We start from the raw sequence: 21,427 nt of genomic DNA, 5'->3' as shown, positions 1-21,427 counted from the left end.
GCTCTGTGGTTGAAACGCCGTTGAGTCAGACGCTTGGTCAGGCGTTGATCAAAGCTTCCCGCAATGCCGCGATCTTTGCCCGTTTAAACCCCTCGACGATCGGAACCTCAATTCCCAAAAGGTCGGGCACCAGATCGAAACCGTGGAACGCTCCCGGCACGACCACTAACTCGGTCATGACTCCCGCCTGCGTCAGCCGCGTCGCATAGGCGATGTTCTCCTCGACAAACAGGTCGATGCCGCCGGTGCCGATCCAGGTCGGCGGCAAGCCCGCCAGATTTTCGACCCGTGCCGGGACGGCAGGCGGAACAACACGCCCACCCGGTGCCTGGCCCAGAAAGGACGCCCAGGCGAAGCGATTTTTCGGGGCGGTCCAAAATAGCCTCCCGATATGGGCCGGGGGGATGCGCGTGCTGCCGGTACGATCATCCAGTTCAGGATAAACCAGGCATTGGAAGGCCAGCGGCACCTCTCCACGGTCGCGGGCGGTAATCGCAAGCAGCGCGGCATGGCCTCCGCCTGCGCTCTCCCCCATGACCGCGATTTTGCTGCGGTCGACGCCGAGCGACGATGCATTGGCGTACAGCCATTTCAGCCCGGCATAATTGTCCTCGATCGATCCTGACCAGATGGTTTCGGGTGCAAGGCGATAGTCGACCGTTACGATCGCGCAATCGAGTTCCCGCGCAATGCCCTGCAACCGACGGATTTCGTTTTTGGCGTTGCCCAGAACGAAGCCCCCGCCGTGCGTGTGCAGGATGCCGGGGCGACCAAGACCGGGCTTTGCGTTGATGACGTAAATCCTGACGTCCGGACTACCAGCCCGGCCAGCGATCCAGCGTTCGACAAAAGCTACGTCCGGTAGCGGCGTCTGCGCGCGCGACATTGCATCTGCGCTCGACCGAGCCTGTGCCAGCGTCGCCGCCGTCAGCGGCGGATCCTTGTCCAGCAACGGTTGCGCCTGTTGAACCGCCGCTCTCAGCTGTGGATGAACCACCGACATAAGATCATCAGTTGCCTGGGGCCGCGCCGCCGCTGCTGCAACGGTATCGACCCCAGCGAACGCTGCCGCCGCCGCAACGCCCATCCCAAACTGTCTCCGCGTCGTCCCCATCGCAGCTATCTCCCGAATAAAATGTTTCAAGGATCACTTGGCATCCTTTTGCGTGAGGAATCCCTGCATGCGGAGCCACGCTGTGAATTGATCGATCATGAGGGTGGTGGTAGTGCCCGGAACGCCAAGGCCGAAACCGTGATTGCCCTTCTGGTATCCGTGAATTTCGACAGGCCGCTTGGCGTCCAGATAGGCCTGTACGATCGGGAAACCCTTGGATGAGAACAGATTGTCGTCAAGCGCGATTGCGTCGAACATCGGCGGCGCGTCGGCGGGCACCACTTCCGCGTCTTGCGGTCCATAGACATACCCGATGAACGCAGGACGCGACGCGGCATCGGCATCGAGGCCCACCCGGCGAACGGTCATGGCTCCTGCCGAAAACCCGATCATGCCGACATGGTCAGGGTCGATACCGTACTTCGCGGCGTTGGCGCGAACCCACGCCACGGCGGCTTTGCCGTCAGTAGGGGCGAGGCTGATATTGACGACCTCATTGTCATAGGGATTGGCGATGATCCCGGCGACCTTCTGAGATATGAACCTGCGCGCCTCGGCCAAGTCCGTGGGCGTGGGCAGGAGCCTGTATTTGAGAATGAACGCGGCAATGCCACGGTCGGCCAGCGCGCGGGCCACGTCCCATCCTTCATTCTTGATCGCCAATGCCATGAACGCACCGCCCGGTGCCACGATCACCGCAGCGCCTGTCGCCTTGTCTGGATCGGGCAGAACCGGCGTCATCGTCGGGCATGTGACGTTGCGAACCACAAGGCCCGCCTCTTCGAAGTTGTTCCACACCTCCGCTTTAGCGCTGCACTTCAATGCATTGCCGTAGAGACGCACCGATGGCGGTTCTGTCGTCGCGGCCGATGGAGGCTGGGCCAAAGCTGCGGCGGGCGTTGCCAATATCGAAACCGACAACAGGCCCGCGAGATGCAATAATTTCATCATATTCTCCTGATTCCTCCGCGTGCCGCCTTGGGGTGACGGCGCCGCATTCGACGGGCCTTTATTTCCCAAACCTGGTCCGCAACCAAGCGACCATGATCTCGCCGCTCGCTTGCGTGGGATAGTTCGAGTTTCCCCACCCATGTTCGAGCGTGGGATATTCGACATAGCGAATTTCAACACCGACCCGTTCGGCACGACGGGCGAACGCTCTCACGGGTCCCGCCAGAACGAGGTGGTCGCGATTGCCCTGGAAGATCAGGGTCGGTGGAGCGCGAGCGGAGAGATGAGAATCGGAATCGATCGCGCGATAGCGATCGGGAAATTGGCGAGGGGTGCCGCCGACATAATATTGACCAACCAATCGGCCCAGCGCCGTATCGGTTGCTCCGTGGATCATATCAACCGCAGGGAAATGGGCGATGACGGCGCGCACCTTGGGAAGATCGGCGGAACTGTTACAGGTCGGCGTCATCGTTCCATTGGCGATCATGTAAGCTGCGTTGATGGCGAGGTTGCCTCCTGCGGAATCGCCCAGGGTCACGACCCGATCTGGATCAAGGCCGACCGAACGCCCTTCAATCGCGATCCACGTAAGGGCGCACCCGACGTCGCCGACCGCCTTGTCCCAGGTGTGAAATGTCGGGGTGGCGAGCCGGTAGTCGATATCCATCACCGCGAAACCCTGATCGACCAGATATTGAGTATGTGCGTTCGCCCCCCTCTTCCCCAATACGAAGCCACCTCCGTGGATTCTAACTACAACCGGTTTTGGGCCCGGCAATTTGTGCGATGGAAGGTAGAGATCAGCCGCCAAGGCGACCCCGTCAGGCCGCCCATAGATCACTGTCCGACCCGGGCGATCGTCTGCGCTGGGGTAAGGAAACATGGACCGCAATGGCGACGTCGATGCACCCGAATCCGCCACGGCGGATATCAGCCACAGCGCAGTTATGATGCATGCCAGAAGGCCGATCGCGGAGAGGCGAAACAATATTCGCCAGGTCCCTCGATATGTCGCCGAGCGAGAAGCGGCGGTGAACGCGATTAAGCAGGCAGCGACCGCAATGGCTATGTTCCACAGGCCAAACTGGTCCCGGACCGCCGAAAGCAGCAATATGGCAGCCTGCGAGTCTCGGGTTTGCAGCAACCAGCCAACAGCATCCACCGGAATGATGGCGAGGGTCTGTGTCAGCACTGTGTAGGCAACCGTCACAGCGACGATGCCAATCGCCAGCCACATCCCGGCAACTGAAAACCAGCCTTGCGGAGCCGAAATGGCGTAGGACCTGTCAATCTTCCTCAAAGCCGCTCCCCTTTGGGACTTCGTTAAAAAGGCGGTCTTCATGCTGGCGGAGTAACCGGCTCGGTTAAAACCATGAAGGCCGCGAGCGGTAACGTTCGCGATCTTCGGTCTAACATTTGGAACCGCTTCAGAATTTGAAGGTCACGTTGGCTCCGATCGTACCGAAGGCTTCGTTTCAGGATCTAAATCCATAGGCTCAACACTATTCTGCGCCAACTTTGGAATAGATAGGCTCATAAATGGATATCCTATTCCATACAATATAAACCAGGAAAATAAATTTCGATAGATCAGATTGATCCATGTGCGACTGCCTGGAGCAGGGCGTCAGCTTCTTGCCGACGGTTGAGGCTGCCAGGAGACGGAGGCTGTCACGCAGCCATGCCGCCCGCCCTGGCAATCCGGCCGAATAGGGCGGCGCTGGGCTTGGGTGTGCGTTTGAAGGTAGTGCGATCGACCGCAACGAGTCCATATTTCGGCCCGTAGCCGAGCATCCACTCGAAATTGTCGAGGAGCGACCAGTGGATATAGCCTTCGACCGGCACGCCGTCGCGCATCGCCGCCTCGACCGAGGCGATCGCCTCCGGAATGAACTTCTGCCTTTCGGCATCATCGCTGGCGTCGATGCCGTTTTCGGTGATCAGCACGGGCTTACCCGTGGCCTGATGCGCGTAGCGTATGGTGTTGCCGATCGCGGTGGGGAACCATTCCTTGCCGTTGGGGCGCTTTGGCATGTCGGCGGGAACATCTACCGGGCCGTCCTTACCGATATATTGCCGCCCATAGGTCTGCACGCCGATGAAATCATCGTCCCGCGCCAGCGCGAAAAATGGTTCGTAGACGATCTGGCGTTTGCGCTTGAGCAGATTGCCCGGTCCCACGCCGACATCGTCGGTGATGGCGAGGCTAAGGCCCACCGGCAAATCGCCGCGCACCGCCTTGATCGCCGCGCGGGCCGTCTTGTGACCTGCGATCACCCCGGGCATCATCGGCTCTGGATCGCCGAAGTTGAGAACATCGAACCGATCCGATCCGCTGGCCTTGGCAGCCGCCGCGATCATCGCCTGCATCTTGGCCCGGGAAGCGCCACCCAATTGCAACGCCGACAGGTTTCCTCCAAGCGAGAGGTTGGGTTCGTTCAGCGTCACGGCATGGCTGATGCCATCTGCCATCGCCCGGGCCACACGATCGCAATAGCGCCCGAACAGTGCTGCCGCGTCGGTCTGAGTCCATCCGCCCGAGGCAGCAAACCAGCGCGGTGTGGTGAAGTGATTGAAGGTGACGACCGGAGCTAGCTCCAGTTCGCGGCAATGGTCGATCATCTCCTTATAGAAATCGAGATAGGCGATGCTGAACTGACCCTTGTCCGGTTCGATCCGCGACCATTCGACAGAGAAGCGATAGCAGTTGAGGCCGATTGCCTTTGCAATGGCCATATCCTCGCGCCAGCGATGCAGGCTGTCGTCGGCATCGCCCGATGGTTCGGCGAAGATGGTCGGCGTCATATGTTCCAGCAGCCAGATGTCGGTCGCGGGTGCGTTTCCTTCGATCTGATAGCCGGCGGTGGCGGCGCCCCACAAAAAACGGCCATTGCTGACCCGCCGGGCACCCGCTGGCACGGCGAGCGTGGCAGCGGCGCCGGTAGCGAACCCAAGCGCTTGGCGTCGATCGATCGTCGTCATGTTCAATAAACCTCCACAACAGAACTACGGGTCACCCGCCGTCAATTTGGCAGCTAACAAACTGTCGAAAATCATGCCTGCACCCCACATGATCGAAGAGCTGCCTCAATCGGAGTGCCCAATCCTGGATTCTCCGAGCACCTCTTCTGCCTTCCACGGCCTTTATAGCGCGGCAGCGTGCATTAACTTACATTAGGTTGCTTACCCGCGCGCATGCCGTTTCCGCGCCACCAAGGCGGGAAGTTCCGACATTTTCTTCGGATCCATACAAAGAGCCTACTTCGTTGAGGCCCGCCGACCATCGCCTGATTTGATTGATCGCCCGGCTGCTGGAGTGTCTGGGCATGCCGCGGCGCCAAAGTTGGCCCTACCTATTTCTTTACGAACAGGTTCTTATCACCACTACCCTCCTTGATGACTACGCCGTCATCGACAAACGAGCGAACCATAGCCCACGGTGCGCAATATCGGTGTGTTTACAAGGACTACCTGCTGGCTGGGATCGATCAATCTCCGGCAAACCTATAGGATTAGCCTTTTAATAAATGGCACTTATATGTTGTCAACATCATCTATGGAAAATAAATTCCATATTGCGTTTCCGACACGTGATTGGGCTAAACGCTAAAGACGCATGTGCGGGCATCTACACCGCGGTAGAGCGCGAACCGTTCAGCTATGGGCCTTATGTCCTAGTTTCCATCCACAAGCTGACTTCCGATCTCCCGGAGCAGCGGTGGCGGTTCGCAGAGCATGGCTTCCGCGTCCTGTGCCGCCGCCCAGCCCAAAGTACGCGTCATGTCAAATCCGGTGAGTTTAGGCCGCACCACGCCGTCCGCACGGTAGCTCTTGGGCATCACGGTAATGCCTAAGCCCGCGCGGACCATTTGTATGACCCGCTCGTCATTAGTCGATCGCAGAGCGAAATGCGGTCGAACGCCACGTTCCGTGAAAAAGCGACTAGTATCGGATAACGCCTCGCAATGGCGGCGCACGATCATCACGTCATTCGCTAGCTGATCCGCACTGATTTCAGTTAGCCCGGCGAGCGGATGTTCCGCCGACAGCGCCAATCCATAGCCTTCGGTAAAGATGGGTTGCTCGAGAAAGCGGTCGCCGCCGCGATCGACCAAAGTGAGCGCCATGTCGATACGCCCCTTGGCGAGGTGACCGTTCAGTTCCCGTTCGGTGCCGAACAGCAGTTCAAACCTGTGCTGCCGTTCCGGACGTGTCCGCGCCACCGATGCGGCGATGATATCGCCCGCTATGCTGGAAAGGATGCCGAGGCGCAGGGCGGGCAGCGCCTCGGCCATGTCCATGGATTGCATCGCCAGGTTGAACTCGCGCTCTATCCGCCGCGCATGAGCCAGAAAGCGGGTGCCGCCGCTGGTCAGTTCCACTCGCTGATTCGAGCGCACGAACAAAGCAATGCCCAGCGTCCGCTCCAGCTTGGCGATGCCGATGGAAAGCGTCGGCTGCGACACATTGCAATGGCCTGCCGCGCGTGAAAAATTGCCGTGGTCGACGACGGCCAGGAAATAGCGCAGAAGATAGCGGTCGAGCATAAATTATCCCGGCTAGGTGCATGCGGCACTTGCGACTGAAGCATGTGTATAGATATTATCAATGATATTGTTAGGGAAAGTTCAATTTTCCCTTAAGGATGCGGCGCGCTAGAATGCGGATCGACAGGAGAGCTTCCATGACCGATTTCGACTTCGCGCTTGGCGACAATGCCGACATGATCCGGGAGAGCGCGGCGCGTTTTTCCGCCGACAAGATTGCTCCGTTGGCAGCCGAGATCGACGAAAAGGACTGGTTCCCCCGCGACGAATTATGGACCGCGATGGGCGATCTTGGCCTGCACGGCATCACCGTTGAGGAGGAATTTGGCGGCCTTGGTCTTGGTTATCTGGAGCATGTCGTCGCACAGGAAGAAGTGGCCCGCGCATCGGCCTCGATCGGCCTTTCCTATGGTGCGCACTCCAACCTTTGCGTCAACCAGTTGCGGCGCTGGGGCAATGAAGCGCAGAAGGCGAAATATCTGCCGAAGCTAATCTCTGGCGAGCATGTCGGTAGCCTCGCCATGTCGGAGGCGGGCGCCGGGTCCGACGTCGTGGCGATGAAGCTCAAGGCCGAGAAGAAGGGCGACCGTTATGTCCTTAACGGCACGAAATTCTGGATCACCAATGCGGCCTATGCGGATACGCTGGTGGTTTATGCCAAGACCGGTGAAGGATCAAAGGGCATCACCACCTTCATCGTTGAAAAGGGGATGAAGGGCTTTTCGATCGGGCAGAAGATCGCGAAAGTCGGCATGCGCGGCTCTCCGACATCGGAACTGGTGTTCGAGGATTGCGAGGTGCCGGAAGACAATATCATGGGCCCGCTGAACGGCGGCGTCGGTGTGCTGATGTCGGGCCTCGACTATGAGCGCACGGTGCTGTCGGGTATCCAGCTCGGCATCATGCAAGCCTGCCTTGACGTGGTGCTGCCCTATGTCCGGGAGCGCAAGCAGTTCGGCAAGCCGATCGGGGCGTTTCAACTGATGCAGGCGAAGATCGCCGACATGTATGTCGCGCTCAACAGCGCGCGCGCCTATGTCTATGCGGTAGCTAAGGCGTGCGACGCGGGCAAGACCACGCGTTTCGATGCGGCGGGGGCCATCCTGCTAGCGTCGGAAAATGCGATGAAGACCGCGCTGGAGGCGGTGCAGGCACTAGGCGGGGCGGGCTATTCCAAGGACTGGCCGGTCGAGCGTTACATGCGTGACGCCAAGCTGTTGGACATCGGCGCGGGCACCAATGAGATCCGTCGCATGCTGATTGGCCGGGAGCTGATCGGGGCATGAGTGCGCCGGTTCTGGAAACCAAGCTATCGCGGGAGAGCGATGAGTTTCGCGCCAATGCTGTGCATAATCACGCCCTGGCTGAGGCGTTGCGCGAGAAGGTCGCCGTCGCCGCGCAGGGGGGATCGGAGCGCGCGCGCGCCAAGCACACGGCACGCGGCAAGCTGCTGCCCCGCGACCGGGTCGAGCGGCTGCTTGATCCCGGTTCGCCGTTCCTGGAAGTGGGCCAGCTCGCCGCGAACGGGCTCTATCATGACGAGGTGCCCGGCGCGGGCGTCATCGCGGGCATTGGCCGGGTGTCCGGCCGCCAGGTGATGATTCTGTGTAACGATGCGACGGTGAAGGGCGGGACCTATTACCCGATCAGTGTCAAGAAGCATCTGCGCGCGCAGGAGATCGCACTCGAAAACCGTCTGCCCTGCGTCTATCTGGTCGACAGCGGCGGCGCGAACCTGCCCAATCAGGCGGAAGTATTTCCCGACAAAGAGCATTTCGGCCGCATTTTCTACAATCAGGCGAACCTGTCCGCGCGCGGCATTCCGCAGATCGCCTGTGTCATGGGAAGCTGCACGGCGGGCGGCGCTTATGTGCCCGCCATGTCGGACGAGACGGTGATCGTGCGTAATCAGGGGACGATTTTCCTCGCCGGTCCGCCGCTGGTACAGGCTGCGACGGGGGAGGTCATTTCGGCTGAGGATCTGGGCGGCGGCGACCTACATGGCCGCAAGTCCGGCGTGGTCGATCATGTCGCGGAGAATGACGATCATGCGCTCAGCATCGTGCGGGATATCGTCTCGACGCTTCAGCCGGACCTGAAGCCGGACGTCAATTTGCGCGATGTGAAGCCGCCCAAATTTGATCCGCGCGATCTCTATGGCGTCATCCCCCAGGATGTTCGCGCGCCCTATGATGTGCGCGAGGTGATCGCGCGCATCGTGGACGGCAGCGAGTTCCATGAGTTCAAGGCGCTTTACGGCACCACGCTCGTCTGTGGCTTCGCGCACATTTGGGGCATGCCGGTCGCAATTTTGGCGAATAACGGCGTGCTGTTCAGCGAAAGCGCGGTCAAGGGCGCGCATTTCATCGAACTGGCCTGCCAGCGGCGTATTCCGCTGTTGTTCCTCCAGAACATCTCCGGTTTCATGGTCGGCGGCAAATATGAGGCGGAAGGCATCGCCAAAAATGGCGCGAAGCTGGTGACGGCGGTGGCGACGGCGCAGGTGCCCAAGGTCACCGTGCTGATTGGCGGCAGCTTTGGCGCGGGTAATTATGGCATGTGCGGTCGCGCCTACCAGCCGCGCTTCCTGTTCACCTGGCCCAATGCCCGGATTTCGGTGATGGGCGGCGAACAAGCTGCGTCGGTCCTCGCCACCGTCCATCGTGATGCGGCCAAGTGGTCGCCCGAAGATGCCGAAGCCTTCAAGGTGCCGATCCGCGAAAAATATGAGCATGAAGGCAACCCCTATTATGCCACCGCGCGCCTGTGGGATGATGGCATCATCGACCCGGCGCAAACCCGCGACGTGCTAGGCCTCGCCTTCGCTGCAACGCTGAACGCGCCGATCGCCGACCGGCCAGAGTTCGGCATCTTCAGGATGTGAGGGCCATGATCCAATCTCTCCTCATTGCCAATCGTGGCGAAATCGCTTGTCGGATCATTCGAACCGCCCGGCGTCTGGGCATCCGCACCGTCGCGGTTTACTCCGATGCTGATGCGCAGGCGCTGCACGTCCGCTCAGCTGACGAGGCGGTGCATATCGGGCCGTCGCCGGTGCGCGAGTCCTATCTGCTAGGCGACAAGATCATAGCCGCAGCCAAGCAGACCGGCGCGCAGGCGGTCCATCCCGGCTACGGCTTTCTTTCGGAAAATGCCGAGTTCGCGCAGGCCGTCACAGACGCTGGCCTGATCTGGGTCGGTCCCAATCCCTCCTCCATCACGGCCATGGGCCTGAAGGACGCAGCCAAAAGGCTGATGAGCCAAGCGGGCGTGCCTACCACGCCCGGCTATCTGGGCGATGACCAATCACCGGAGCGCTTGAAGTCGGAGGCCGACGCGATCGGTTATCCTGTCCTCATAAAGGCGGTTGCTGGCGGCGGCGGCAAGGGAATGCGCAAGGTCGATAGCGCTGCCGACTTTGCCGACGCGCTGCTCTCCTGCCAGCGCGAAGCAGCGTCGAGCTTTGGCAATGACCAGGTGCTGCTGGAAAAATGGGTTACCAACCCGCGCCATATCGAGGTGCAGGTGTTTGGCGACAGCCATGGCAATGTCGTCCATCTGTTCGAGCGCGACTGTTCGCTCCAGCGCCGTCACCAGAAGGTGATCGAGGAAGCGCCCGCGCCCGGGATGGATGCGGAGACGCGCGCTGCGGTCTGCCGGGCGGCGGTCAACGCGGCAAGGGCGGTCGATTATGTCGGCGCAGGCACGATCGAATTCATCGCCGATGGATCGGAAGGGCTAAAGGCCGACCGCATCTGGTTCATGGAGATGAACACCCGGCTGCAGGTCGAGCATCCCGTGACCGAAGAGATCACCGGGCAGGACCTGGTCGAATGGCAATTACGTGTCGCTTCGGGCGAAAAGCTGCCGAAGAGCCAGGATGAACTGTCGATCAACGGCTGGGCGATGGAAGCGCGCCTTTATGCCGAAGACCCGGCCAAGGGCTTTCTGCCATCGATCGGCAGGCTCGATACGTTTGAGTTGGGCGATGAGAGTGTCCGCATCGATACCGGCGTCGAGCAGGGTGCGGAAATATCGCCTTTCTATGACCCGATGATCGCCAAGGTCATCGCTCATGGCCCCACTCGGGACGCCGCCCGCTCGGCCCTGACGCAGGCCCTCGATGAAAGCGCAGTCTGGCCGCTCAAGACCAATGCAGGCTTTTTGGTGAAAGCGTTGGAGCATCCCGATTTCATCGCCGCGCGGCTCGATACGGGACTGATCGGCCGCGAAGGCGAAGCGCTGATGCCGCCCGCCCGGCCAAGCGATGACGCGCTGGCGGATGCCGCAGCTAGCCTGACGCGGGGCGGAGGTTTGGCGGGCTTTCGCCTCAATGCGCCGGTGCGGAGCGAAGGCACCTTCCTGCTCGATGGGGAGGCGGTGACGATCAGCTATGATCCGCGCCAAGGCGGCGAGGGCGCGGACGATGTGCTGGTGGCGCAGGGCGGCCAGGTATGGTGTCTCACGCCGTGGCGCGCGGCTGGCGCTGCGGGCGCGGATGCGTCGGACGGTGCGATCCTTTCGCCCATGCCGGGCCGCGTCATTGCCGTTGCCGTGGCGGCGGGTGAAGCCGTCACCAAGGGACAGAAGCTGCTGACGCTGGAGGCCATGAAGATGGAGCATAGCCTGACCGCGCCGTTTGACGGCACCGTCGCACAACTCAATGTTCGCGAGGGCGGACAGGTAAGCGAAGGGACGTTGCTGGTGAAGATCGAGAAGGGGGAGGGGGCCTGATGGCGGGCAAGTTCTTCAACCAATGGTCGGTTGGCGAGACGCTGCGCCACGAAATCCGGCGCACGGTGACGGAGACGGATAATCTTCTATTTTCCACGATGACGCACAATCCGCAGCCGCTGCACATCGACCTGGAAGCCGCGAAGGCGAGCGAGTTCGGGCAGATCCTCGTCAACGGCACCTTCACATTCGCGCTGATGATCGGCCTGTCGGTCGGCGACACCACGCTCGGCACGCTTGTCGCCAATCTCGGCTATGACAAGCTGCTGATGCCCAAGCCCGTATTCATCGGCGATACGCTGCGCGCGGAAACCGAGGTGACGGACCTCAAGCCCAGCAAGTCGCGTCCGGGCGCAGGCATAGTCACTTTCGCACATCGCTTGATCAACCAGCGCGACGAGGTCGTATGTCAGTGCTTGCGCATGACGTTGATCAAAGGCAGCGAGGCTTGAACCTACGCTCGCTGCTCTTCGTCCCTGCCGATCGGCCCGAGCGTTTCGCGAAGGCTGCCTCGAGCGGCGCCGATGCGCTGATCCTCGATCTGGAGGATTTTGTCGCGCCAGCAAAGAAGGAAGTGGGTCGCACTTCGATCAACGACTTGACCGATACCGATCTCGCGCCGTGCTGCCTGGGCGTCCTGACGGGATCTCTGCCAAAGGCGGAAGCAGCGCCAAGTGTTACTGCGTTGATCGACAAGATAGGAGATGCTCCCGGTTGCAGCAATATTGCCGATTGCTTCCGAGACGCCTGCGGCGGTCTTTCAACTCAGCAGCTATGGCGCGGTCCGGCAGCATTTTGTTGGTCTGACCTGGGGTGCTGAGAACCTGCCCGCACCTATCGGCGCTGTTGGTAGCCGCCATCCAAATGGTTCCTACCGCTCCTTACGAGATGGTGAGGGCTGTGTCTCTTTTTGCCGCGCATGCTGCCGGGATAGCCGCGATCGAGGCCGTTTATCCCACGGTCAAGGATGAAGCAGGTCTGGCCACCTATGCCGCTCGCGCGGCTCATGACGGCTTTACAGGGATGATGGCGCTCCATCCTTTGCAGGTTCCGATTATCAATGCCGCCTTCACGCCGACTGCAGCGCAGATTGAACAGGCACGCGCGATCGTGGCAGCCTTTCATCAAGCGCCAAATGCGGGTGTGCTTATGTTGGAAGGAAAAATGATTGATGCTCCAAATTTTTGCAAGCACGCAAGATATTGGCGCGGGCGGGCGTCGACAAATGAATGAATGCCGCACCGACTGGACCCGCGACGAGATCGCCGCACTGTTCGACCTGCCCTTCAACGACCTGATGTTTGAGGCGCAGTCGATCCATCGCGCGAACTTCCCGCGCAATGAGGTGCAGCTGTCTACGCTGCTGTCGATCAAAACCGGCGGTTGCCCGGAGGATTGCGGCTATTGCAGCCAGTCAACCGAAGCGGAAAGCTGGCTCAAGGCCACCAAGCTGATGGATGTGCAGGCCGTGCTGCAGGCGGCGGCGCAGGCGAAGGACCATGGTTCGGGCCGTTTCTGCATGGGTGCCGCATGGCGCAACCCCAAGGAACGGGACATGCCCAAGCTCATCGAGATGGTGAAGGGCGTGCGCCAGATGGGCATCGAAACCTGCATGACGCTGGGCATGCTGTCGTCGGATCAGGCGAAGCAGCTCGCCGATGCCGGGCTCGACTATTACAACCACAATATCGACACCTCGCCGGAAAATTACGCCAACGTCATCACGACCCGAACCTTCGAGGACCGGATCGAGACGCTGGAGAATGTCCGCGACGCAGGGATCAACGTCTGCTGCGGCGGGATCGTCGGCATGGGCGAGACGCGCTCGGACCGTATCGGTTTCCTGCATGCGCTCGGCACGATGCCGCATCCTGAGAGCGTGCCGATCAACGCGCTGGTGCCGGTGGCCGGAACCGTGCTGGGCGACATGCTGAAGGACACGCCGCTCGCCAAGATCGATGAGGTGGAATTCGTCCGAACGGTCGCCGTGGCGCGGATCGTTATGCCGCATTCGATGGTGCGGCTCTCGGCGGGCCGTGAGAGCATGAGCGAAGCCTGTCAGGCGCTCTGCTTCATGGCGGGCGCGAACAGCATCTTTACTGGCGACAAGCTGCTGACGGCCGCTAACGCCGGGGATGACAAGGATAGTGCGCTGCTTTCGAAGCTCGGACTGACCGCGATGAAAGGGTGAGTGGACGGATACGGCACCCTATCAAGGTCGTAATTCCACGTTCAGGGAGCGCGGCTCGCATTGGTTAATCGTAACCGGTGTTCTGGCGCCACCTTGTCTGATTTGGTGGCTCAGGCAGAGATGCGAGGATGGACGACGCCATCCTTACGACCGCATTGGACACCCACACTGGAGTGGCTCCGAAGCCAGTTCGACGGGTTGAAGTTCTCAGCGGGATGGCCGGACGACGGCGTGCCTGGACGCTGGAGCAGAAGCTGGCGCTGGTTGCGGAGATGGAGCGTTGCGACAATGTCGCTGCCTTTGCACGCGAGCGGGATGTCAGCACTGCGCTGCTATACACATGGCGGCGGGAGCTGCGTTACGCGGTAGAGGCCAGCAAGATTCCGCCCCGTCACGAGCCGATGTTCGTGCCCGTGGTTGGCGAGACATCGCCGCCGGGTTCGCACGATGGGGTTGTAGAGGTCGAGGTCAGTGGTGCCGTTGTCCGGATCGGGCAAGCGGCCCGGACCGATCTGGTGGTAGCCGTTATCCAAGCTCTGCAGGGCCCAGGAATTGATGGTGATCGATGATCGGGATAGGGCCTGGTACGCGGGTGATGGTGGCGACGCGCCCGGTAGATTTTCGCAAGGGTGCAGATTCGCTTGCGGCGCTGGTTGGTGCTGAGTACGGCGGTGATCCTTATTCGGGCGTGATCTACGTGTTCCGGGCGAAGCGCGCCGACCGGATCAAGCTGGTCTGGTGGGACGGCACCGGCCTGTGCCTGATGGCCAAGAGGCTGGAGTCCGGCGGTTTCAAGTGGCCCGGCATCCAGGACGGCGTGATGCGTCTTACGGCGGCGCAACTGGGCGCTCTGCTGGAAGGTCTGGACTGGCGCCGAGTGCATGGCGGGCGGCGCCCGATTGCTCCGCAGATTGCCGGTTGACGGGGCTTTCGTCTGCTGATTCACTGCCCTCATGCTTATGGAAGCGGACCTTCCCAACGACGTCGAAGCGCTCCGTGCGCTCGTCCTCGAACAGGCCCGCGAGCTTGATGCTCTCAAGGTTTTCCAGGCCGAGGTCGAGCGCCTGAAGGCCATCATCGATGCCTTGCAACGCCACCGTTTCGGCCGCCGTTCCGAACAGCTCGATCCCGACCAGTTCGAGCTCTCCCTGGAAGAAGTCGAGACAGCATTAGCTCAGGCCGAGCAGGCCCGCGACAAGGCGAAGCGGACACCGGCGGATCGGCCGCGCAAGACCAACCGCGGATCACTGCCTTCCCATCTCGAACGGATCGAACAGGTTGTCGATCTCGAGGACAAGGTTTGCCCTTGCTGCGAGGGTTCACTCCACCAGATCGGCGAGGATGTGGCCGAGCGTCTCGATGTCGTGCCCACCACCTTTCGCGTGCTCGTCACGCGCCGTCCGCGCTACGGCTGCCGTTCGTGCGAGAGTGCCATTGTGCAGGCCCCGGCGCCGGCACGGATCGTCGAGGGCGGCATTCCTACCGAAGCGCTGATCGCGCAGGTGCTGGTCGCCAAGTACGCTGATCACCTGCCGTTGTACCGACAGGCACAGATTTACGCCCGCCAAGGCATCCAGCTTGATCGCTCGACGCTGGCCGACTGGGTGGGACGGGCGGCTTGGTACCTGCGCCCACTGCGCGACCATATCCTGGAGCGATTGCGGCGATCCGAGCGGCTGTTCGCCGACGAGACCACCGCACCAGTGCTTGATCCCGGTCGAGGGCGGACCAAAACCGGGCAATTATGGGCCTATGCTTGCGATGATCGCCCGTGGAGCGGCGATGATCCGCCGATGGTTGCCTATGTCTATGCTGCCGATCGCAAGAGCGAGCGGGCGGAAACGCACCTGGGCGACTTCGTCGGCATCCTGCAGGTCGATGGCTATGGTGGCTACGCCGCGCTCGCCCGGCGGCGCAACCAGATCCACCTCGCCTTTTGCTGGGCCCATGTGCGCCGCAAATTCTACGAACTGGCCGACAGCTCGCCAGTCGCCACCGAAGTGCTGCGCCGGATCGCCCAGCTCTATGCCATTGAGGACGAGGTACGAGGGCTGCCTGCCGAACAGCGCCGGTTGATCCGCAGTGGACGCAGTCGCATCATCGTCGATGACCTCCACCAATACCTCGGTGCGCGGAACCGCCAGGTAAGCGCCAAGAGCAAGCTCGGCGAGGCAATCCGATACGCGCTCACCCGTTGGGATGGCCTCTCCCGCTTCCTCGATGATGGCCGCATCGATCTCGATAGCAACACCGTCGAACGCTCAATCCGACCCCTCGCGCTCAATCGGAAGAATGCCCTGTTCGCCGGCTCCGATGAAGGCGGCGACAACTGGGCGGTCATCGCCACGCTCATCGAGAACTGCAAGATATCCGGTATCAATCCGCACACCTGGCTGACCGAAACGCTCGGTAAGCTGGCTGCGGGTCATCCGGCCAGCGCCGTCGGCGAACTCATGCCATGGACCGCCGTGGCCTGAGAACACCGGTTACGGTTAATCAGCGTAGCTTTCGCTCTCACCGAACGTGATTGCACGCATTCAGCGACTGAATGTCCAGCAATTACTTTGGCTGAAGCGTGGGCTGCATAGCTATGAAATTTCCCCCGACAATGTGGGCAAGGGCTCAGCGGCGGTCGTGACATGCGCTCAATGATGACCTGGCGGACAGCTGGCGGCCCGGTTGTGGCGGTGGCCCTCAGACTCTCTTTTTCTGCTCCATCTGAGCGGCCTTGTCGTCTGCAGAAAGGCACAGGCAACTGTCATGAGTGCGTGTGGATAGTCCGGTCCAAGAGCGCCCCTCGAAATGGTCGAGGCCCAGTTCAGCGCGCGATACGACTGCGGCCCACCGGCGGCGCCATGAGCGAGCGCTATTCCCCACGGCCCTGATCATGAGAGCACGACGGCGATGCAGTCGGCTTGCGCAAGGAGAGCCATAGTTATCCGCCGCTTGGATCAACATCACGCTGCCAGGCGGCCACTCACGGTGTGGCACAGCGGCGGCGGCGGAGTATATCCGCCACCTCAAGCGGGTGCGGTTTAGCCACTGTTGCGCAGAGCTGTGGCGATGGCGTTGATCGACAGTTCGAGGGCTTCTTTGATGCGCGGATCATCCTCACCGGTGCGGTGGCGCCTCATCAGTTCGACCTGAAGCGAATTAAGGGGCTCGATGTAGGGCAGACGAAGGCGGATCGAGCTGTCGAGCTTAGGGTTCTTTTCCAACAGGCGCGACTGACGCGTTGCGGTGAGTAGGCCGTCATGCGTCATGTCCCACCCCTTACGGATACGATCGAAGATCGCCGTGCCTCGCGCCTGATCCTCGATCAACGACAAGTAGTGCGCGGCGATACCCATATCGGATTTCGCCAGCACCATCTCCAGGTTAGCGAGCGCCGATTGCATGAAGGACCAGTGCTGCGACATGTCGGCCAGCAGCACCTTGTCCTCGAATGCGGCTAGCGCATGACCCACGCCATACCAGCCGGGCAGCATCACCCGCGCCTGTGCCCAGCTGAACACCCAAGGAATGGCGCGCAGATCCTCGATCCGCGTGCTCTTCGTACGGCTGGCCGGGCGCGAGCCGATCTTGAGGCCGGAAATCTCTTGGATCGGGGTCAATTGGCGGAAAAACTCCTTGAACCCTGCAGTCCCGTAAACAAGGTTCCGATAAGCGGCGAAAGCAGTCTTCGACAGCTCGTCCATGGCGTTGGCAAAACGCGCCGCGTCGCGGTCTGAAATGGCTTCCGGCTCGAGACTGGCGAGCAGAGTGGCACTGGTCATCGCTTCGAGATTGCTTGTGGCTACATCGCGCGAGCCGAATTTGGCGGCGATCACTTCGCCCTGTTCGGTAATGCGGATTCGGCCCCGCACTGTCCCCTTGGGCTGCGCCTGAATCGCCGCGAAGGAAGAGCCGCCGCCCCGTCCCACCGCTCCGCCGCGCCCGTGGAAAAGCTGCATGGCGGTTCTCGCTTGCGCAAAGACCGGGGCCAGCGCGCGGCTCGCCTGATACAGCCCCCAGGTCGAGGTGATGTAGCCGCCATCTTTGTTGCTGTCGGAATAGCCGATCATCACTTCCTGATGACCGCGTTCCTGCGCCAAGCCCGCAATTTCGGGCAGGCCGAAATAAGCGCTCATGATCTTTGGCGCAGCTTCAAGGTCGGCGATGGTTTCAAACAGCGGCACTGCCATGATCGCGGCCTGCGGCGGCGCGCCATCTGCTCCGGCGCGCCAGAGGCCCGCTTCTTTGAGGAGGATGTTGACTTCCAGCAGATCCGAAACGCTCTCCGCCTTGGAGATGATATAGTGGGTAATGCATTGCGGGCCGTAGGCGCGATGGGCGTCGGCGGCGGCGTGCACGATGGCGAGCTCGGATGCGGTTTGCTCCGAATATTCCGAGGAATTCGTGCCGAGCGGCCGATTGCTCGCCAGTTCGCGGCGCAACAATGCCATGCGCGCATGTTCGTCGAGCGCAGCATAGTCCGGCTCGACCCCTGCAACCTTCAGCAGTTCGGCGACGACCCTCTCATGAACGTCGCTATTCTGCCGGAGGTCGAGCGCGGCAAGGTGGAAGCCGAAGGTCTCGACCGCACGGATCAGGCGGTCGAGCGCACCGCCGGTGGGCAGCGCCCCGTCTCCTGCGCTCGCCAGACCCTGCGCCACGATGATAAGGTCACTGCGCAGATCGGCGGGGGCGGCATAAGCCTTCGCGTTTAGAGGCGAGGGGCGGGAAGGGGGCTTTCCCACGAGCACGCAATAGGTGGCGGCTAGCCGAGCATAAATGCCGGAGATGGCGCGGCGATAGGGTTCGTCCTGTCGACTCGGTGACGGGTCGCCACTGGCCGCGGCTAGACCGAGCAGGGCCTGCGACACATGGGCCAATTCGGTCGATAGGGAAAGTTCGGCACCCAACGCGTGAAGCGCCTCCAGATAATAGCCAAGTGCACCATCGCAGCCCTTGGCGAGGGCGAGGCGCAGTTGCGGCGCCTGCACGAAGGGATTACCGTCGCGGTCTCCGCCGATCCAGGTGCCCACGCGTAAGAAGCTGTGTGGGCGGGCTCCCAGCAACCGCTCCCACCGCGCATAAAGGGCGGGCAAGGTCGGCAGGAACACATCCAGCAAATAGGCGAGGACATTATCGATCTCGTCCGCGACGAACAGCTTTTCCCGGCGCAACGGACGTGTCTGCCACAGCAAAGCGATCTGGCGGAAGATAGCCTCATCCAGAGTTTCACCGTCATCGGTGTCACTGCGGCCCGCATCCTTTAGCAGCATGAGCTCAGCGATGCGGTTCTTGTGGTCAATCATGCTCTTGCGCCGCACCTCGGTCGGGTGGGCGGTCAGCACCGGCACAACTAGGGCGCGAGAGAGCAGGTCCAGGATCGCGCCCCGGTCGATGCCGTGTGACTCGAGCTTTTCCACGGCAGAGGCCACATCGGCCCCCGGTTCAGCCGCAACGCCCTGCCGATCCTCCGCCAGATTGGCGAGCATCGAAAACAGCATGAAGCCGCGCACGAAGGACAGAGTGTTGTCGAGGCTCAGCGCCCCCACTCCGCTGTCCACCACATCCGCCCCATGGATACCGCGCGCGCGGTCGACCGAGGCCGAACGGATATATTCGATCTGCTGGTAAAGTTTTTCCCCGCCATAAGCCCGGATAACATCACCCAACAGCCGGCCGAGATACCGGACATCAGGGTTTTGCGAGATCGGCAATGCTGGAACTGAATGAGGCGTCATTTATTAAATCCTCGGCTTCAGCGGAAAAGTCGATCTCCGAAGGGAGGCGATTTTATTGGCTATCTTTTTGCTAACCGCCGCTTGCGCAACGGCCCGACGAACAATCGGAGCGCGATAGGGCGACACCGAGACATAATCGAGGACAGTCTGCTCGCGGAACGCGATCGAGGCGAGATCGTGAAACAAGGTCTTTTTATTCAGTGACGAGCTCCTTCCAAACGTGGGCGGTCTTCGAGTGTCGAGCGTGTATCCATGATCTTCCTTCGTGATTTCGAAGGCTTCCTCCAGCGCGCCATGGCACAGCCCAAGCACCACGTCGGAGTACATCTCGATGAAACGGTGATCGCTGCCCAAGGGGAAAAAACGCTCGTCACCTGACGCGGCGGCGAGCCCGAGAGCGGTTTCGTCTTTGAGGCCAAGGTTGAGGACGGTGTCCATCATGTTGGCATGGAAGTGCGCGCGCACGAGCGGACGGAGACGAGCAGCGGATCGGCCGCGTTGCGGTAATTCTTGCCGGTTACGCCTTCAATACGGGCGATGCCGTTGGCAACATCCGCACTCGGGCTTTCCGGGAGGACGCTCCCATCCTGATAATAGCGGGTCCGCATTTCGATCGTGATGGTGAAGCCCGGAGGCACCGGCAGGCCGATCGCCCGCATGCCGTCGAGATTGGTGCCCTTGCCACCAACGAGGTTCTTGTCACCCTTGCCGCCGTCATCCACGCCGGCCCCAAAGCGAGAAACATAACGCGCCGCGGTGGTGCTCATGTTGGCCGTACCCTACATACGTAATGAGCTGTGGTCTTCGCTGCGATTTCCTCCGCCGTCACGCCCGGCGCGACCTCGAGCAGCCGGAAAGGGCTGTCATGGTCGGGACGCTGGAATACGGCGAGGTCGGTGACGATCATGTCGACCACATTCTTGCCGGTCAGCGGCAGGGTGCAGGCCGGAATGAACTTGGGCGCGCCGTCCTTGGACGTATGCTCCATGACGACGATGATCTTCTTGACGCCCGCGACCAGATCCATCGCGCCGCCCATGCCCTTGATCATCTTGCCGGGGATCATCCAGTTGGCGATGTCGCCATTCTCGGCAACCTCCATCGCGCCCAGCACGGTCAGGTCAATATGCCCGCCACGGATCATCGCAAAGCTGTCGGCGCTGGAGAAATAGACCGAGTTCGGCAGCTCGCTGATCGTCTGCTTGCCAGCGTTGATCAGGTCCGCATCCTCCTCACCCTCATAAGGGAAAGGCCCGATGCCCAGCATGCCGTTTTCCGCCTGAAGCGTGACTTCCACGCCAGCGGGAATATGGTTCGCCACCAGCGTCGGGATGCCGATGCCCAAATTGACGTAGAAACCGTCCTTCAGTTCCTCGGCCGCCCGCGCAGCCATCTCGTCACGAGTCCAGCCTTTGGTTTCTTGGGCCATTATACGGTCTCCCTCTGGCGAACGGTGCGGAATTCGATCTTTTTATCGTAAGGCGCGCCGACGATCATGCGCTTCACATAGATACCGGGCAGGTGGATCGCGTCGGGGTCGAGGCTGCCGACCGGCACCACTTCCTCGACTTCGGCAACGCAGATCTTGGCGGCCGTCGCCATCGGCTGGTTGAAGTTGCGCGCGGTCTTGCGGAAGATCAGGTTGCCGCTCTCGTCCGCCTTCCAGCCCTTGATGATGGAGACATCGGCAAAGATCCCGCGTTCCAGGATATAATCCTGCCCGTCGAAATTCTTGACTTCCTTGCCCTCGGCCACCGCCGTGCCGACGCCCGTCTTGGTGTAGAAACCCGGAATGCCAGCGCCGCCAGCGCGGCAGCGCTCGGCCAGCGTGCCCTGGGGGCAGAACTCCACCTCCAACTCGCCGCTCAGATATTGCCTCTCAAATTCCTTATTCTCGCCGACATAGGAGGAGATCATCTTCTTGACCTGCCGCGTGCGCAGCAGCTTGCCCAATCCTTCGCCGTCGATCCCGGCGTTGTTGGAGGCGATGGTGAGGTCTTTGACCCCCGAATCACGGATCGCGTCGATCAGCCGCTCGGGAATTCCGCAAAGTCCAAAGCCGCCTGCACAAAGATGCATGCCGTCGAAGAGAAGGCCCTCCAACGCAGACGCAGCATCGGGGTAGAGCTTCTTGACCATTGCTATCTCCTCGAGT

At 61.2% G+C, this 21,427-nt stretch carries 16 protein-coding genes and 2 pseudogenes; 9 read left to right on the top strand and 9 right to left on the bottom strand.

The window, feature by feature from the left end:
- Positions 1-37: 37 nt before the first annotated feature.
- From ACWNC0_RS06640 to ACWNC0_RS06620, 5 genes are all read right to left on the bottom strand, one after another.
- Positions 38-1,087 (bottom strand): alpha/beta hydrolase, encoded by a 1,050-nt coding sequence (locus tag ACWNC0_RS06640; protein WP_449470461.1) that lies wholly within the window; start codon positions 1,085-1,087, stop codon positions 38-40.
- Positions 1,088-1,147: 60 nt separating this feature from the next.
- Positions 1,148-2,065, bottom strand: coding sequence for an alpha/beta hydrolase (locus tag ACWNC0_RS06635; RefSeq protein WP_449470459.1), 918 nt, complete (start codon positions 2,063-2,065; stop codon positions 1,148-1,150).
- Positions 2,066-2,123: 58 nt separating this feature from the next.
- Positions 2,124-3,368, bottom strand: coding sequence for an alpha/beta hydrolase (locus ACWNC0_RS06630; protein WP_449470457.1), 1,245 nt, complete (start codon positions 3,366-3,368; stop codon positions 2,124-2,126).
- A 371-nt stretch (positions 3,369-3,739) separates the two neighbouring features.
- Positions 3,740-5,050, bottom strand: coding sequence for a family 1 glycosylhydrolase (locus ACWNC0_RS06625; protein ID WP_449470455.1), 1,311 nt, complete (start codon positions 5,048-5,050; stop codon positions 3,740-3,742).
- Positions 5,051-5,742: 692 nt separating this feature from the next.
- Positions 5,743-6,615, bottom strand: coding sequence for a LysR family transcriptional regulator (locus ACWNC0_RS06620; protein ID WP_449470454.1), 873 nt, complete (start codon positions 6,613-6,615; stop codon positions 5,743-5,745).
- Between the two features lie 137 nt (positions 6,616-6,752).
- Between ACWNC0_RS06620 and ACWNC0_RS06615 the strand changes: the two genes are divergently transcribed.
- From ACWNC0_RS06615 to tnpC, 9 genes and pseudogenes are all read left to right on the top strand, one after another.
- Positions 6,753-7,901, top strand: a complete 1,149-nt coding sequence (locus ACWNC0_RS06615; protein ID WP_449470452.1) for an isovaleryl-CoA dehydrogenase — start codon at positions 6,753-6,755, stop codon at positions 7,899-7,901.
- Complete coding sequence (locus tag ACWNC0_RS06610) at positions 7,898-9,499, top strand: carboxyl transferase domain-containing protein (protein WP_449470451.1); 1,602 nt, start codon at positions 7,898-7,900, stop codon at positions 9,497-9,499. Before ACWNC0_RS06615 ends, ACWNC0_RS06610 begins: the two co-directional genes overlap by 4 nt.
- 5 nt (positions 9,500-9,504) lie before the next feature.
- Positions 9,505-11,349, top strand: a complete 1,845-nt coding sequence (locus ACWNC0_RS06605) for an acetyl/propionyl/methylcrotonyl-CoA carboxylase subunit alpha (protein WP_449470450.1) — start codon at positions 9,505-9,507, stop codon at positions 11,347-11,349.
- Positions 11,349-11,801 carry a MaoC family dehydratase gene (locus ACWNC0_RS06600; protein ID WP_449470448.1) on the top strand — a complete coding sequence of 151 codons (453 nt, stop codon included), beginning with the start codon at positions 11,349-11,351 and terminating at the stop codon, positions 11,799-11,801. Before ACWNC0_RS06605 ends, ACWNC0_RS06600 begins: the two co-directional genes overlap by 1 nt.
- Positions 11,798-12,578 (top strand): annotated as a pseudogene (locus ACWNC0_RS06595) (HpcH/HpaI aldolase/citrate lyase family protein). Before ACWNC0_RS06600 ends, ACWNC0_RS06595 begins: the two are co-directional and overlap by 4 nt.
- Entirely contained in the window at positions 12,575-13,540 is a 966-nt protein-coding gene (bioB, locus tag ACWNC0_RS06590; protein WP_449470446.1) for a biotin synthase BioB, read from the top strand. Before ACWNC0_RS06595 ends, bioB begins: the two are co-directional and overlap by 4 nt.
- 128 nt (positions 13,541-13,668) lie before the next feature.
- Positions 13,669-14,109, top strand: coding sequence for a transposase (locus ACWNC0_RS06585; RefSeq protein ID WP_449470445.1), 441 nt, complete (start codon positions 13,669-13,671; stop codon positions 14,107-14,109).
- Positions 14,106-14,462: an IS66 family insertion sequence element accessory protein TnpB gene (gene tnpB / locus ACWNC0_RS06580; protein WP_449470443.1), complete on the top strand. Its 357-nt coding sequence runs from the start codon at positions 14,106-14,108 to the stop codon at positions 14,460-14,462. The genes ACWNC0_RS06585 and tnpB overlap by 4 nt, the downstream gene beginning before the upstream one ends.
- Before the next feature lie 31 nt (positions 14,463-14,493).
- On the top strand, positions 14,494-16,017 hold the full coding sequence (tnpC, locus tag ACWNC0_RS06575; RefSeq protein ID WP_438860449.1) for an IS66 family transposase: 1,524 nt from the start codon (positions 14,494-14,496) through the stop codon (positions 16,015-16,017).
- 558 nt (positions 16,018-16,575) lie between these two features.
- On the opposite strand, the gene ppc is transcribed toward tnpC, so the two are convergent.
- The 4 genes and pseudogenes from ppc to ACWNC0_RS06555 all read right to left on the bottom strand — a co-directional run bounded on the left by ppc (position 16,576) and on the right by ACWNC0_RS06555 (position 21,411).
- A complete protein-coding gene (gene ppc / locus ACWNC0_RS06570) occupies positions 16,576-19,272 on the bottom strand; it encodes a phosphoenolpyruvate carboxylase (RefSeq protein WP_449470441.1) in 2,697 nt (898 codons plus the stop codon).
- 196 nt (positions 19,273-19,468) lie between these two features.
- Positions 19,469-20,039, bottom strand: a pseudogene (locus ACWNC0_RS06565) (PEP/pyruvate-binding domain-containing protein); the annotation flags it as partial.
- Positions 20,036-20,701 carry a CoA transferase subunit B gene (locus tag ACWNC0_RS06560; RefSeq protein ID WP_449470440.1) on the bottom strand — a complete coding sequence of 222 codons (666 nt, stop codon included), beginning with the start codon at positions 20,699-20,701 and terminating at the stop codon, positions 20,036-20,038. The gene ACWNC0_RS06560 and the pseudogene ACWNC0_RS06565, both read right to left, overlap by 4 nt.
- On the bottom strand, positions 20,701-21,411 hold the full coding sequence (locus ACWNC0_RS06555) for a CoA transferase subunit A (protein WP_449470439.1): 711 nt from the start codon (positions 21,409-21,411) through the stop codon (positions 20,701-20,703). The genes ACWNC0_RS06560 and ACWNC0_RS06555 overlap by 1 nt, the downstream gene beginning before the upstream one ends.
- Positions 21,412-21,427: the final 16 nt, after the last annotated feature.

The sequence above is a fragment of the Sphingobium chungangianum genome (assembly GCF_977014255.1).
Note: the sequence above shows the minus strand (reverse complement) of the source record. Positions and strands in the feature narration are given on the sequence as shown.

Bases quoted from the DNA above. Each gene is read 5' to 3' on its own strand.
- ACWNC0_RS06615 (WP_449470452.1), top strand. From the start codon at position 6,753: ATGACCGATTTCGACTTCGCGCTTGGCGACAATGCCGACATGATCCGG.
- tnpB (WP_449470443.1), top strand. From the start codon at position 14,106: ATGATCGGGATAGGGCCTGGTACGCGGGTGATGGTGGCGACGCGCCCG.
- bioB (WP_449470446.1), top strand. From the start codon at position 12,575: ATGAATGAATGCCGCACCGACTGGACCCGCGACGAGATCGCCGCACTG.
- ACWNC0_RS06640 (WP_449470461.1), bottom strand. From the start codon at position 1,087: ATGGGCGTTGCGGCGGCGGCAGCGTTCGCTGGGGTCGATACCGTTGCA.
- tnpC (WP_438860449.1), top strand. From the start codon at position 14,494: ATGCTTATGGAAGCGGACCTTCCCAACGACGTCGAAGCGCTCCGTGCG.
- ACWNC0_RS06620 (WP_449470454.1), bottom strand. From the start codon at position 6,615: ATGCTCGACCGCTATCTTCTGCGCTATTTCCTGGCCGTCGTCGACCAC.
- ACWNC0_RS06585 (WP_449470445.1), top strand. From the start codon at position 13,669: ATGGACGACGCCATCCTTACGACCGCATTGGACACCCACACTGGAGTG.
- ACWNC0_RS06610 (WP_449470451.1), top strand. From the start codon at position 7,898: ATGAGTGCGCCGGTTCTGGAAACCAAGCTATCGCGGGAGAGCGATGAG.
- ACWNC0_RS06625 (WP_449470455.1), bottom strand. From the start codon at position 5,050: ATGACGACGATCGATCGACGCCAAGCGCTTGGGTTCGCTACCGGCGCC.
- ACWNC0_RS06605 (WP_449470450.1), top strand. From the start codon at position 9,505: ATGATCCAATCTCTCCTCATTGCCAATCGTGGCGAAATCGCTTGTCGG.
- ACWNC0_RS06635 (WP_449470459.1), bottom strand. From the start codon at position 2,065: ATGATGAAATTATTGCATCTCGCGGGCCTGTTGTCGGTTTCGATATTG.
- ACWNC0_RS06600 (WP_449470448.1), top strand. From the start codon at position 11,349: ATGGCGGGCAAGTTCTTCAACCAATGGTCGGTTGGCGAGACGCTGCGC.
- ppc (WP_449470441.1), bottom strand. From the start codon at position 19,272: ATGACGCCTCATTCAGTTCCAGCATTGCCGATCTCGCAAAACCCTGAT.
- ACWNC0_RS06560 (WP_449470440.1), bottom strand. From the start codon at position 20,701: ATGGCCCAAGAAACCAAAGGCTGGACTCGTGACGAGATGGCTGCGCGG.
- ACWNC0_RS06555 (WP_449470439.1), bottom strand. From the start codon at position 21,411: ATGGTCAAGAAGCTCTACCCCGATGCTGCGTCTGCGTTGGAGGGCCTT.